This is a genomic window from Curtobacterium sp. LFS084 (genome assembly GCF_047977705.1).
GTDB lineage: Bacteria > Actinomycetota > Actinomycetes > Actinomycetales > Microbacteriaceae > Curtobacterium.
This window is the reverse complement of record NZ_JBFPFM010000004.1, coordinates 195,116-208,359: the sequence shown is the minus strand read 5'-3', so window position 1 is coordinate 208,359 and position 13,244 is coordinate 195,116. Positions and strand designations below refer to the sequence as shown.

The 13,244-nt window shown below is 70.8% G+C and carries 11 protein-coding genes; 2 read left to right on the top strand and 9 right to left on the bottom strand.

Annotated features, from left to right (window positions below; translation table 11 throughout):
* Positions 1 to 101: 101 nt before the first annotated feature.
* A complete protein-coding gene (locus ACNQOV_RS04815; protein ID WP_022906106.1) occupies positions 102 to 755 on the bottom strand; it encodes a hypothetical protein in 654 nt (217 codons plus the stop codon).
* Positions 756 to 915: 160 nt separating this feature from the next.
* Here ACNQOV_RS04815 and ACNQOV_RS04810 point away from each other — a divergent pair, with 160 nt between their 5' ends.
* Positions 916 to 1,362, top strand: coding sequence for a MarR family winged helix-turn-helix transcriptional regulator (locus ACNQOV_RS04810; RefSeq protein ID WP_022906105.1), 447 nt, complete (start codon positions 916 to 918; stop codon positions 1,360 to 1,362).
* Positions 1,363 to 1,478: 116 nt separating this feature from the next.
* Here ACNQOV_RS04810 and ACNQOV_RS04805 read toward each other — a convergent pair whose 3' ends face one another.
* From ACNQOV_RS04805 to ACNQOV_RS04790, 4 genes are all read right to left on the bottom strand, one after another.
* Complete coding sequence (locus tag ACNQOV_RS04805; protein ID WP_416393598.1) at positions 1,479 to 2,816, bottom strand: ABC transporter substrate-binding protein; 1,338 nt, start codon at positions 2,814 to 2,816, stop codon at positions 1,479 to 1,481.
* Positions 2,817 to 2,917: 101 nt separating this feature from the next.
* Entirely contained in the window at positions 2,918 to 3,868 is a 951-nt protein-coding gene (locus tag ACNQOV_RS04800; RefSeq protein WP_022906103.1) for a carbohydrate ABC transporter permease, read from the bottom strand.
* Positions 3,865 to 4,779 carry a carbohydrate ABC transporter permease gene (locus tag ACNQOV_RS04795; protein ID WP_022906102.1) on the bottom strand — a complete coding sequence of 305 codons (915 nt, stop codon included), beginning with the start codon at positions 4,777 to 4,779 and terminating at the stop codon, positions 3,865 to 3,867. The genes ACNQOV_RS04800 and ACNQOV_RS04795 overlap by 4 nt, the downstream gene beginning before the upstream one ends.
* The gene (locus tag ACNQOV_RS04790; RefSeq protein ID WP_022906101.1) at positions 4,776 to 6,809 is read right to left on the bottom strand and encodes a beta-galactosidase; all 2,034 of its coding nucleotides are present in this window, start codon (positions 6,807 to 6,809) and stop codon (positions 4,776 to 4,778) included. Before ACNQOV_RS04790 ends, ACNQOV_RS04795 begins: the two co-directional genes overlap by 4 nt.
* Positions 6,810 to 7,103: 294 nt before the next feature.
* Here ACNQOV_RS04790 and ACNQOV_RS04785 point away from each other — a divergent pair, with 294 nt between their 5' ends.
* Entirely contained in the window at positions 7,104 to 8,126 is a 1,023-nt protein-coding gene (locus ACNQOV_RS04785; protein ID WP_402268699.1) for a LacI family DNA-binding transcriptional regulator, read from the top strand.
* Positions 8,127 to 8,133: 7 nt separating this feature from the next.
* Here the strand turns inward: ACNQOV_RS04785 and ACNQOV_RS04780 are convergent, their stop codons facing one another.
* The 4 genes from ACNQOV_RS04780 to ACNQOV_RS04765 all read right to left on the bottom strand — a co-directional run bounded on the left by ACNQOV_RS04780 (position 8,134) and on the right by ACNQOV_RS04765 (position 13,229).
* The gene (locus ACNQOV_RS04780; RefSeq protein WP_402268696.1) at positions 8,134 to 8,394 is read right to left on the bottom strand and encodes a hypothetical protein; all 261 of its coding nucleotides are present in this window, start codon (positions 8,392 to 8,394) and stop codon (positions 8,134 to 8,136) included.
* Between the two features lie 67 nt (positions 8,395 to 8,461).
* Positions 8,462 to 11,473 carry a glycoside hydrolase family 2 TIM barrel-domain containing protein gene (locus tag ACNQOV_RS04775; protein WP_416393597.1) on the bottom strand — a complete coding sequence of 1,004 codons (3,012 nt, stop codon included), beginning with the start codon at positions 11,471 to 11,473 and terminating at the stop codon, positions 8,462 to 8,464.
* A complete protein-coding gene (locus ACNQOV_RS04770; protein WP_416393596.1) occupies positions 11,470 to 12,360 on the bottom strand; it encodes a carbohydrate ABC transporter permease in 891 nt (296 codons plus the stop codon). Before ACNQOV_RS04770 ends, ACNQOV_RS04775 begins: the two co-directional genes overlap by 4 nt.
* The gene (locus tag ACNQOV_RS04765) at positions 12,357 to 13,229 is read right to left on the bottom strand and encodes a carbohydrate ABC transporter permease (RefSeq protein WP_083857873.1); all 873 of its coding nucleotides are present in this window, start codon (positions 13,227 to 13,229) and stop codon (positions 12,357 to 12,359) included. The genes ACNQOV_RS04770 and ACNQOV_RS04765 overlap by 4 nt, the downstream gene beginning before the upstream one ends.
* Positions 13,230 to 13,244: the final 15 nt, after the last annotated feature.

The window sequence follows — 13,244 nt, the reverse complement described above, 5'->3', positions numbered from 1 at the left end:
GGGGGGGGGGGGGGGGGGGGGGGGGGGGGGGGGGGGGGGGGGGGGGGGCCCCCGGGGGGGGGGGGGGGGGCGGGGGGGGCCCCCCCCCCCGGTCGGGGTGGCTAGGCGGTGAAGGTCCAGGTCATCGGCACGGAGGCGGCGAGGCCCTGGTAGGTGTTGCCGGCCGAGGAGTCGAGCGTCACGGCGAAGGTGAACGGCACGGACGCACCGGCGGCGGGGGCTGCGGGCATCGTGAACGCCGAGGCGGCGGCGCCCTTGAAGCTGGCGAGCGTGCCGGAGAAGACCGTGGTCGAGCCGGACGTGATGACGAGGTTCATCTTCGCGCAGAGATCGGTCGCGGTGCCGTTGACCGAGCCGTTCGCCGACTGCGTGCAGGTGGCACCGGGGGTCAGCGTGAAGGTCGAGGCGTTCGCGGTCCCGGTGTTCTTGATCGAGATCGCGGTGGTGACGGTGTTGCCCGGCGTCATGGTGGTGCTGCCGCCGAACTTGTTGATGGTCGAGCAGGTCGCGGCGTTCGTCGAGACCGAGCCGCCGTCGGTGCTCGTGCACGTGACGGTGCCGCCGGCGTTCTGCTCCTGCATCGTCAGCGTGCCGCTCGCGGCGGTGTTGCTGCTGTTGGTGATGCTCGCGGCGAACCCGGAGAGGGTGCCGGTGAGCGAGAGGGAGAGCAGCACGGCGGCGAAGATGCCCGCGAGGAGTGCGACGGGGGCGAATCGGACCCGCTTCAGTGCGGGGGTGCGGAGCTTGTCGGACACGGGAACCTCTTCGGAGTGGTGATCAGGGATGGGGTGGAGCAACGCGTTCGGGTTCGTTTGCTTCGATGATCAAGATAGTCACTCATTCACCAAATTGACCACTCGTATACTGGCCCCAGTGCGAGGGACGCTCCCTCACGACCCGAAGGCGAGGACCGCCGTGCCCACGGCACCCGACAGTGACCCGACCGACCTCATCGCGGCGTTCGAGGCCGTCGTCCGCGCGAACGCGAGCCTCGTCGGCCGCCTGAGCGCCCGCGCCGGAGTGCACGAGAACGCCCTCCGCGCCCTGGTGCTCGTGAGTGACACGGGGTACTCCACGCCGACCGAGGTCGCCGGCTACCTCGGCCTGACGTCGGGCGCGGTCACGAACATGATCGACCGGATGACGAACGCCGGCCTGCTCGAGCGAGCACCGAACCCCGACGACCGCCGTGGCTCGCTGCTGCGGCTGCTGCCCGACGGCGAGGCCGTCGTCCAGGACCACCGACGCCGCTACGCCGAGGTCCTCCGCGAGGTCGACGCGGCACACGGCGGCGCCGCACTCGCGGTGCTGAGCGACCTGGCCACGGCGCTCTACCAACGGGCCGGCGACGTCGAGCCCTGATCGCGCACCCGGTCGCGACCCGGGGCGCGACCGCACGACGAACGGGAGGCGCCGTGGCCGCGGGCCCCCCGCCTCCCGTCCGTCGTCGTGCGCGTGGGCGCATCAGACCGCCGGCATCACTCCTTGACCGGGATCGACTGCGCCTTGAGCGCCGCGACCGTCTTGGACTGCCCCGACTCGAGCGCGTCGAGGAGGGTCCCCTGCCCGGAGGCCGCCTGGCCGAAGCCGTCCGACACGTCCGAGTAGGTCTGCGTCATCGTCGGACCCCAGGTGAAGGGCTGGATGTCCTTCGCCGCGGTCGCGAACTCCTCGTAGATCTTCTGGTTGCCGTAGAACGGGAGCCCCTCGGTGAGGGCGGGGAGCTCAGCGCCGGTGGACGACGCGGGGTAGAGGTTCGCCTCCTTGTTCAGCGCGGCGAGCGCCTCCTTCGAGGTGTTCAGCCAGACGAGGAACTCCGACGCCTCGGCCGGGTGCTTGCTGCCCGCGAAGACGACGTTCGACGAACCGCCCCAGGCGGCCGACTTCGAGTCACCCTCGGACCACTGCGGCATCGGCGCGACGGCCCACTTGCCCGAGGTCGACGGCGCACCGCTCGAGATGGTGTTCGCACCCCAGACGGCCGAGACCCAGGTCCAGTCCTGGCCCTTGTCGTAGGCGCTGTTCCACTGGTCGGTGAAGCTCGGCAGGGTGTTCACGAGCTTCTTGTCGATGAGGTCCTGCCAGTAGTCCGCGACCTTCTTCGACGCACTGTCGGTCAGGTTCACCGTCCAGTCCGAGCCGGAGTTGGAGAACCACTGGCCGCCGGCCTGCGAGACGAGCCCGGCGAACTGGTTGACGTCACCCTTGGCGAAGTTCGTGATGTTGCCGCCCATCGCCTTGATCTTCACGGCGTCCTGGGCGTACTCCTCCCAGGTCTTCGGGACGTCGAGCCCGGCCTTCTCGAAGAGGTCCTTGCGGTAGTACAGCGCCATCGGACCGGAGTCCTGCGGCACGGCGTAGACCGACTTCGACTCGCCGAACGTGACCTGGTTCCACAGGCCGTCCGAGAAGTCCTTCTTCGCGGCGCTGATGCCGGAGCACGCACCGATGTCCTCGAGGCCGCCCTGCACGCGGAAGGCCGGCAGCGTGTCGTACTCGACCTGCCCGATGTCCGGAGCCTGCTTGGCCTTGAGCTGGTTGAAGAAGTTCTGGTACGTGCCGCTGTTGCCGTTCGCGACGATCGAGACCTTCACCTGGATGTCCGGGTGGGCCTTGTTCCAGATGTCCACGACCTTGTCCATGTTCGGCACCCAGGTGGTGAAGTCGAGGGTGACCTTGCCGCTCGACGGCTTGCAGCTCGCGGCGGCGGTGTCGGAACCGCCACCCGAGCCGCTGCCACCGGTGCTGCAGCCCGCGAGGGCGACGGTCGCGGCGACCGCGACGGCGGCGACGCTGAGGAACTTCGTTGTCTTCATGCTGTTTCCGTTCGGGATGTGAGTGGGGTCGGTGGTGCGGGTGGGGGGCGGGCCGGGCGCCCGCCCGGGCCGGTCGGGCCGGGCGGCCGCGCGCGGGCGGGCTACTTCAGGCCGCCGGCGCCGAGGCCGGACCGCCAGAAGCGCTGCAGGGAGAGGAAGGCGACGAGGAGCGGGATGATCGAGACGAACGACCCGATGAGCACGAGGGTGCGGAGGTCGGGGTACTGGTTCACGCTCGAGTTCCACGTGTAGAGGCCGAGTGTGACGGGGAACAGCGACGAGTCGCGGAGCATCACGAGCGGCAGGAAGAAGTTGTTCCAGATCGCGACGAACTGGAACAGGAAGATCGTCACGAGCGCCGGCGACATGAGCCGGACGGCCACGGTGAAGAACGTCCGGACCTCGCCGGAGCCGTCGATGCGGGCGGCCTCGATGATCTCGTCGGGCACACTCGACGCTGCGAACAGCCGCGACAGGTAGACGCCGAACGGGCTGACGATGCTCGGCAGGAACACCGACCAGAACGTGTCCGTCAGGTCGACCTGGCTGAAGATGAGGAACAGCGGCAGGGCCAGCGCGGTCGCCGGCACGAGGACGCCGCCGAGGAACACGTTGAAGAGCACCTCGCGTCCGCGGAACCGGTACTTCGCCAGGGCGTAGCCGCACATCGCCGACAGGACGGTCCCGATGAGCCCGGCCACCCCGGCGTAGGCGATGCTGTTGAGCATCCAGCGCACGTAGACGCCGTCCTGCCGGGTGAACAGGTCGCCGAGGTTCGTGATGAAGTCCTGCACCGACGACGCGCTGAACCACAGCGAGAACGTGGTGTTGAAGTTCGCGGTCGTCTTGGTCGACGAGACGAACAGCCAGAAGATCGGCAGCAGGAAGTAGATCGTGAAGACGCCCATGACGAGCATCGCGGCGCTCCGCGAGATGACGCTCTCGCGCGGCCCGCGTGCGCCGGGCTGCAGGGGCCTGGAGGCGCGGTTCGGCTCGAGCGGTCGGCCGGCGTTCCGCACGGCGTCGCGTCGGCTCGGTGCGTTGACGGTCACTGGTCACCCTTCCGCTGGGTCAGTCGGAGGAACCCGATCGACAGGACGAACGTCGCGACCGCGAGGACCACGGAGAACGCGGCGGCGAGGTTGAAGTTGGGCACCGACGAGGTCGAGTAGACGAGCATGTTCGGCGTGAAGGTCGACGAGATCGTCGAGGTGAACTGGCGGAACACGGTCGGCTCGGTGAGGAGCTGCAGGGTGCCGATGACCGAGAAGACCGCGGTGAGCACGATCGCCGGGACCACCATCGGGATCTTGATCGACCAGGCGATCCGGAACTGGGACGCCCCGTCGAGCTTCGCCGCCTCGTAGATCTCGGTCGGGATCGCGAGGAGCGACGAGTAGATGATGAGCATGTTGTAGCCGACGTAGACCCAGGTGACCACGTTCGCGACGGCCCAGAGGACGGTCCCGGAACCGAGGAGGTCGACCTTCGACGTGACGGCCGAGAAGGGCGAGAGGTTCGGCGCGTAGAGGTAGCCCCACATGATCGCGGCGATGACACCGGGCACGGCGTACGGCGCGAAGAACGCCAGGCGGAAGAACCGCTTCCCGCGCAGCAGCGGCGAGTCGAGCAGGAGTGCGAACACCAGGGCGAGGGCGAGCATCACCGGCACCTGGACGACGCCGAAGAGCAGGACACGCAGGACCGAGCCCCAGAACTCGCTGTTCTGGAACACGAGCACGTACTGGCTCAGTCCACCGAACACCTGCGTGGGGGCGCCGAACGTGCCCTGGCGCTCGATCTTCTGCAGCGACTGCCACACCGCGTAGAGGATCGGGACGAGGTAGAACGCGGTGAAGAGCACCGCGAACGGCGTGACGAAGACCGCGATGGCGCGGCGGTACCGGAAGCCCCCGCCGCGTGGACGTCGGGCGACCCGGGGTCGCTGGGCTGTGGTGGTCATGAACGCTTCCTGTCCGTGCGGATGATCTGGGTGCCACCGGGGGCGATGGTCGTGGTGCCGGCGACGGGGCGGTCGGCGACGAGCTCGTGGCCCGCCTCGTGGTGCTCGACGGGCTGGTCGGAGTGGTTGAGCAGGAACACCCACTCGTGCTGGTCGTCCAGGCGGCGGACGACCTCGAGGCCGGGTCGGGCGGCGGGGTCCGGTGCGACACCGGCCTCGGCGAGGACCCGGCGGAGCAGCTCGGTGCGCGCGGCGTCCTCGAGGACGGTCGACACGTACCAGGCGCTGCCCGCGCCGTGCGCGTTGCGGGTCACGGCGGGCGACCCGGCGAGCGGCCCCTCGGCGTAGGCCGTGACGGGCTCGGCACCGTGCAACGAGACCGGCTCGGACCAGGTGTGCGCCCGGGTGCCGTCGGTGAGCGCGAGGGTCTGGCCGGCGCCGAGCGGGAGGAACTCGTCCACGCGCACGCCGAGCAGGTCGCGGAACGCACCGGGGTAGCCGCCGGTCCGGACACGGTCGCGCTCGTCGACGATCCCGCTGAAGAAGGTGACGACCGCGTGCCCACCGCGGGCGACGTGGTCCGCGACGACCGCGGCGTGCTCGTCACGCACCATGTACAGCTCCGGCACGAGGACGACGGCGTAGCCGTCGAGGGACGCGCCGGGTGCCACGACGTCGACGGTCACGCCGAGGTCCCACAGCGCGGCGTGGAACGCGTGGACCTGCTCGAGGTAGCGGAGCGCGGTGCTGGGGTGCGCCTCCAGGTCGGCCGCCCACTGGTTCTCCCAGCTGAAGACGAGCGCCACGTCGGCGACGACGCGGGACCCGCGGAGCTCGCCGAGCCGCTCGACGAGGGCGCCGAGGTCCACGACGTCGCGCCAGGTGCGGGAGTCGGTGCCCGCGTGCGGCAGGAGTGCGGAGTGGAACTTCTCGCTGCCCTGCACCGACGCGCGCCACTGGAAGAAGCAGACGCCGTCGGCCCCACGGGCGATGTGCGCCACGGTGTTCCGGAGCATCTCCCCCGGCGCCTTCGCGACGTTGTACGGCTGCCAGTTCACGGCGCCCGTCGAGTGCTCCATGAGCAGCCAGGGCGCTCCGCCGGCGAGCCCGCGGGTGGTGTCCGCGGCGAACGCGAGCTCGACGTGCGGTCGGGGCAGTCGGTGGTCGAGGTAGTGGTCGTTCGCGATGACGTCCATGTCCGCGGCCCACGACCAGTAGTCGAGCGCCGTGATGTGCGCCGCGACCATGAAGTTCGTCGTGACGGGCTTGTCGCTCAGGCCGCGCAGGACCTCGGCCTCGGCGCGGTGGTGCGCGAGCAGTTCGTCGGACGAGAACCGGTCGAAGTCGAGCGTCTGGCCGGGGTTCGTGAAGGACAGCGTCGCCCGCGGCGGCAGGACCTGGTCCCACGCGGAGTAGCGCTGGCTCCAGAAGGACGTGCCCCAGGCGGCGTTCAGCTCCTCGACGGTGCCGTACCGGTTCCGGAGCCAGCCGCGGAAGGCCTCGGCGGAGACGTCGCAGTAGCAGTGCGCGTTGTGGCAGCCGAGCTCGTTCGAGACGTGCCAGAGCCGGACCGCGGGGTGGTCGCCGTAGCGCTCGGCGGTGGCGCGGACGAGGGCGAGGGCGTGCTCGCGGTAGACCGGGGAGCTCGGGCAGAACGCCTGGCGTCCGCCGGGCCAGCGGGTCGTGCCGTCGGCCACGACCGGCAGGACCTCGGGGTGGGCGGTGGTGAGCCACGGCGGGGTCGAGGCCGTCCCGGTGCCGAGGTCGACGCCGATCCCGGCGCCGTGCAGCAGGTCGATGACGCGGTCGAGCGCGGCGAAGTCGTACTCGCCCCGGCGCGGCTCGACGTGCGACCAGCCGAAGACGTTGATCGCGACGAGGTTCACGCCGGCCTCGCGCATGAGCCGGACGTCCTCGACCCAGACCTCGGGGTCCCACTGCTCGGGGTTGTAGTCGCACCCGAACGCCAGGCCGGTCGAGCCGAGCCCGAGCGCGCCGGTGGCGACGGTCGGCTGGGTGGTGGTGGTCACGTCGGTTCCTCGCTGATCGGGGCGGCGCTGCACCGTCCCGGTCGCGAACGACCCCTTCGACGGCGAAGGTCACCCATGTTCTGGGAGCGCTCCCAGTCCGCACCAGCCGATCGGGGCGGGATGGTTCTGGGAGCGCTCCCAGAGTGAACAACAGAATTCGGTCCGTGTCAACACGACCGCGTCGAACCAGGCTTCCGACGTCGAACCAGCGTCGACGCCCGGTTCGACGTCGCGATCGTGGTTCGACGCCCGTCGGCCGCCGATCCGCGGGCGGCGAGCCGCTATCGTTGCCGCATGTCCGACGTCCGGTCCGCCCGCTCCCGCGCCACGATCCAGGACGTCGCGGACGAGGCCGGACTCTCCCGCGGCACCGTCTCCCGCGTCCTCAACGACGAACCGTACGTGTCGCCGAAGGCCCGCGAAGCCGTCCAGGACGCCGTCCGCCGGGTCGGCTACGTCCGCAGTGCCGCGGCCCGCAGCCTCGTCACCCGACGATCGGGCGCCGTGGCGCTCATCGTGCACGAACCGAGCGTCCAGGTGCTCGACGACCCGAACATCGGCAACATCCTCATCGGCACGAACGCCGTCCTGTCCGAGGCCGACCAGCAGCTCGTGACGATCATGGTCGACTCCGCCCGCGACAACGAACGCGTCGTCGAGTACCTGCGCGGCGGCTTCGTCGACGGTGCGATCGTGCTCTCCGCCCGCGACGGCGACCCGGTGACGCGCGCCATCGAGCAGATCGGACTGCCGGCGTGCTTCGTCGGGCACCCGTCCGACGCGCCGAACACCTCGTGGATCGGCATCGACAACCGCTCCGCGGCCGAGGCGATCACCCGGCGACTCGTCGACACCGGCCGGCGACGCATCGGCATGCTCGCGTCGGGGCTCGACCGCGACTCCGGCCAGGACCGCCTCGCCGGGTTCACCGCCGCGCTCGGCGACCGCTTCGACCCCGGACTGGTCGCGCGGAACCCGCTCTTCAGCTACACCGCCGGCGTCGAGGGCATGCGTGAGCTCCTCGAGCGGGCACCGGACGTCGACGGGGTGTTCGCTGCGTCCGACGCCGTCGCCGCCGGGGCGATGGACGTCCTGCAGCGGGCCGGCCGGTCCGTGCCGGGCGACGTCGGCGTGGTGGGCTTCGACGACAGCGCGTGGGCGCTCCGCTGCGACCCGCCGCTCTCGACCGTGCGGCAGCCGGCCCGCACCCTCGGCGAGCACGCGGCCCAGCAGGTCCTCGAGCAGATCGCCGGGACGGACGACACCCCGCGCGGGTTCGTCCTGCCGACCGAGGTGGTCTGGCGCGGCAGCGCGTAGACGACCGTCAGCGCCAGGTCCGCGCGACCACCCAGCCGTCGCCGTCGGGGGCGATGTCGACCACCACGGCCTCGTCACCCGAGCTCGCCTGGAACCGCCACCCGACCGTGCGCTCCGGCGCGTGCGTCATCGCCGACGGCAGGTACTCCGCCGTCGCCGTCAGGCGCGTCGGGGTGTCGGACACCCGCCAGCGGCGCTCCCGCCACACCATCCGGTCCGGCACGCCCTGCTCCCACCACACCGTGGCGACCTCGTGCGTGAGCATCATCCTCGACCTCCTGGTTCGAACGTGTGTTCGAATGGTAGGCGATCTCGGCGACGTCCGCGCACCGTCCTCAGCGGAGCGCGGGATCCGGCGAACGGCCGGGCGTGGCGCGCAGGACGAGTTCGAGCGCGACCTGCCGGGGCCACAGGGCGTGGCGGGGCAGCACGTCCGGACCGCACGCTCGGGACCCCAGGCCGTGCTGCGCCGCGTCGAGGTACAGGTGCAGCAGGTCGGACACGGGGAGCTCGTGCGGGTGCTCGGCGGCGTCCCACTGCTGGGCGCTGTGCCGTGCGAGCTGGAACCCCGGCAGGTCCGCCCCGGCGCGCTCGTGGGCGACGACGACGAGCGGCCCGACCGCGAGTTCACGTAGCCCAGGTCGGTGGCCGGTCTCCTGCGGCCGGGCGTACCGCACCACGAGGTCGTCGACGGATCGCTCGAAGCGGCCGACCACGGCACCGTTCCGTGCGTCCGGGTAGGACTCGTGCGGCCCGGTCCCCCACCACGACACCCGGTCGGCGAGGTCGGCGTCGAGCTCGAGGTGCAGACCGATCCGCGGCCAGGTGCAGTCCCACGCTCCAGTCGGGGTGACGCTCCACCGCAGGCGGAGGTCGTCCCCGTCGCCCGTCCACCGGAACTCGGAGTCGATGCCGGACGCGCTGCCCGCCGGCATCGACCGGACGCGTTGCACGAGGGTGTCGCCGTCGTGCTCGAGCGCCGTGACACGGTGGGTGAGCCGGTCGAGTCCCCGTACCCGCCAACGGTCGGCCGACGGCGGGACGGATTCGTCGCCCCGCCCCGCGCTGAGCTCCGGCCACGTCGTCTCGTACGACCCCTGCCCCGCGGCCCGGTCGTTCTCCGTCGGGGCGCGCCACAGTTCCGGCTCGATCGCCCGGATCGGGATCCCCGACCACGCGCGGAGCGTCCCGTCGTCGTCGAAGACGGCACCGACGGGCCGGGCGGATCCGCCGGACGGGCCGGCCACGGGCGGCAGGGCCGCGACGGCGAGCTGTTGCCGTGCCAGCACGTGCCCGCGACCGGCCCACACCGTGTCGTGCCGGAGGACCGCGCGGAAGGTGAGGTGCGCCTCGCGGCCGCGCCGGGGGGCGATCGCGTCGCTCGGCAGGGCCACGGTGGCCTCGTGGCCGGGCAGGACCGTCGGCACGTCCAGCGTGCCGCCGTCGACCACCCGTCCGTCGACCGCGAGCTCCCAGTGCACGGCGAGGTCCGCCGTGTCGACGTGACGGCGGACGTTGCGGACGGTCAGCGACGAGCCCTCGCGGGTGAACCGCACCGGCGCCCAGAGCGCCGCGAGGTCCGCGAGCGCCGGGGTCGCCGTCCCGTCGGACAGCACGAGCCCGTCCATCACGAAGACACCGTCGTGCACGGGTTCGCCGAAGTCGCCGCCGTGACCGAAGTACTCGACGCCGTCCGGGGTCCGCGTCCGGATCCCGTGGTCCCGCCACTCCCAGACGAAGCCGCCGTGCAGCCGCGGCCAGCGGTCGAAGCGGTCCTGGTAGTCGGCGAGCGCCCCCGGTCCGTTGCCCATCGCGTGCCCGTACTCGCACAGCACGAAGGGCTTGGCGCGCTGCCGCGCTCCGGCAGCGGGACCGACCTCGTGCACGGGCATCGTGACGGTCCCGCACACCGAGTCGATCTCCTCGAGCGTCGGGTACATCCGTGAGTACACGTCCGTGTACGCGCCCTCGGTGTCGCCCTCGTAGTGGATCGGTCGCGACGGGTCCCGGCGGCGGATCCACTCCGCCATCGCGGCGAGGTTGGCGCCCGTGCCGGACTCGTTGCCGAGCGACCACATGACGACGCACGGGTGGTTCTTGTCCCGTTCCACCGTCCGCCGGACGCGGTCGAGGTAGGCGTCCCGCCACGCGGGGTCCGCCGAGGGGTTGCCGACCCAGTCGACCTCCCAGAAGCCGTGTGTCTCGAGGTCGCACTCGAGCACCACCCAGAAGCCGTACTCGTCGGCGAGCTCGAGGAAGCGCGGGTGCGGCGGCTGGTGCGCGGTGCGGATGGCCTGCACGCCGTGCTGCTTCATGAGCGACAGGTCGGCGCGGACCACCGCCTCGTCGAAGACGCGACCGAGGTCCGGGTGCGTCTCGTGCCGGTTCACCCCGTGGAACACCAGGGGCACGCCGTTCGCGAGCAGTCGGTCGCCGACGACCTCGACCCGACGGAACCCGACGCTCAGGCGGACCGTCTCGGTCCGCGTGGCCACGACCAGGTCGTAGAGCCGGGGTGTCTCCGCCGACCAGGGGTCGACCGGACCGACGTCCAGCCGGGCCGGCGTGGCGGGGTCGACCCGCGCCTCCAGGCCGACCTCGGCGAGGCGGACGGTGACCTCCGGGGCGGTGGTGGTCGTCTCGACGACGAGTGTGCCGCGACCCGTCGACGGGTCGCGGTCGGCGACCACGAAGACGTCGTCGAGGCCGTGGAGCGGCCGGTGCTCGAGGGTGACCGACCGGAAGACCCCTGGGAGCCACCACTGGTCCTGGTCCTCGAGGTAGCTGCCCTGCGACCACTGCACCACGCGCAGCGCGACGGCGTTCGTGCCGGGGCGGAGGTGGTCGGTGACGTCGTACTCGACGGCCAGCCGACTGCCCGTCGACCAGCCGACGGCGGCTCCGTTCACCCACACCCGTGCGAGCGACTCGGCGCCGTCCAGCCGCAGGACGGTCCGCCCGTCGACGGGCCACCACTCCGGCAGCTCGAACGTCCGGACGTGGTCGCCGGTGGGGTTCGCGTCCGGCACGTGCGGCGGGTCGACCGGGAACGGGTACCGGATGTTCGTGTACCAGGGCGATCCGTGCCCGTGCAGGGCCCAGTGCGAGGGGACCGGCAGGTCGGTCCAGTCGGACGCCGCGTGCGCGTCGGCGTGTGCGTCCCCGCGCGCGAACGGCGGGACGCCGTCGACCTCGTCGCGAGGCACCCGGTCGTGCAGCCGGAACCGCCAGGTCCCGTCGAGCGAGAGCGTCCGGGCGTCCGACCGCACCCGCGCGCGCGGCGCCAGGCGTGTCCGGGACCCGGGGTCGGTGGTCCCGAGGGGTCCGACCGCGCCCGGTGCCGTCACTTGATCGCGCCCTTGGCGATGTCGCCGATGAACTGGCGGGCGCCGATGAGGAAGACGACCAGGAGCGGGAGCACGGACAGCAGCGCACCGGCCATCACCATGCTGTAGTTGTTCGCGAAGGTCGTGTTGAGCTGGGCCATCGCGACCTGCAGGGTCAGGTGGTTCGGGTCGTTCAGCACGATGAGCGGCCAGAGGTAGTCGTTCCACGAGCCGATGAACGTGAAGATCCCGAGGAACCCGAGACCCGGACGGATGAGCGGGATGCAGACCGTCCACCACTGGCGGAAGAACCCGGCGCCGTCGATCACGGCGGCGTCCATGAGTTCGTCCGGGATGCTCGACAGGATGTACTGCCGGAGCCAGAAGATGCCGAAGGCGTTCGCGGCGGCCGGCACGATCAGGGCCTGCAGGTGACCGACCCAGCCGAGGTTCGTCATGGTGATGAACTGCGGGATGATCGACAGCTGCATCGGGAGCATGAAGGTCACGAGCACGACCGTGAAGAGGGTCTTCCGGAGCGGGAAGTCGAACTTCGCGAAGGTGAACGCGGCGAGCGAGTCGAAGAAGAGCACCAGGACGGTGACGCTCACCGACACGATGACGGTGTTGAGCAGGGCACCGCCGAAGTCGATCTTGTCGAAGACCTCGCCGATGTTCTGGAACAACCAGGGCCCCGGCACGAACACCGGCGGCGACTTGTAGATGTCGCTGGTGGTGTTGCTCGCCATGACGAACAGCCAGTAGAGCGGGAAGATCGAGATGACCGCGCCGATCGTGAGCAGCGTGTAGAGCACGACGCGCGGAGCACCGGGACCCTTGCGGCGGCGACGAGTGACGGTCGCGTTCCGGGTCGGGGCGGCCGTGGTCGGACGGGTCAGGACACTCACGCGCGTGCCTCCTCTTTCCGGCCGGCAGTGAAGCGCCAGCTGATGATCGTGAACACGACGACGATGAGGAACACGCCCCAGGCGATCGCCGCCCCGTAGCCGAAGCGGTTGAACCCGAAGGCCTGCTGGTAGAAGTACAGGACCATCGTCAGGCCGCCCTGACCGGCGCCGCCGCTGTTCGTCGAACCGGCGGTGGTGGTGAGGACCTGTGCCTCGGTGAAGCTCTGCAGGCCGGTGATCGTGCTGACGACGAGCACGAAGATGACCGTGGGGCGCAGCAGTGGCAGCGTGATCGAGAAGAAGCTGCGGAAGGCGCCGGCGCCGTCGATCTTCGCGGCCTCGTAGACCTCGCCGCCGATGGACTGCATGCCGGCGAGGAAGATGATCGCGTTGTAGCCCGTCCACTGGTACGTGATGAGCAGGGAGACCGTGACCTGGATGCCGAACGGGGTGCTCAACCACGGCACCGCCGGCAGACCGATCGCGTGCAGGAGCGTGTTCGCGAGACCGAAGTTCTGGCCGAAGATCGACCCGAACAGCACCGCCATCGCCACCACCGAGGTGATGTTCGGGATGAAGTAGGCGATCCGGAAGGCCGTGCTGTACCGGACGGCGCTGTTCAGCATCGCCGCGATGACGATCGCGATGACGAGCATCGGGAACGTCGACAGCGCGAAGATGACGAACGTGTTCCGGATCGACAGGTAGAAGGTCGGGTCGGTGAAGAGCTTCTGGAAGTTCTCGAGACCGACCCACGTCGGGTCACCGAGCCCGTTCCAGTCCTGGAACGAGAGGACGAGCGAGTACATCGTCGGGTAGAGCCCGAAGACGAGGAACAGGATGAAGAACGGGGCGACCGCGAGGTACATCGGCCAGGTGCGGCG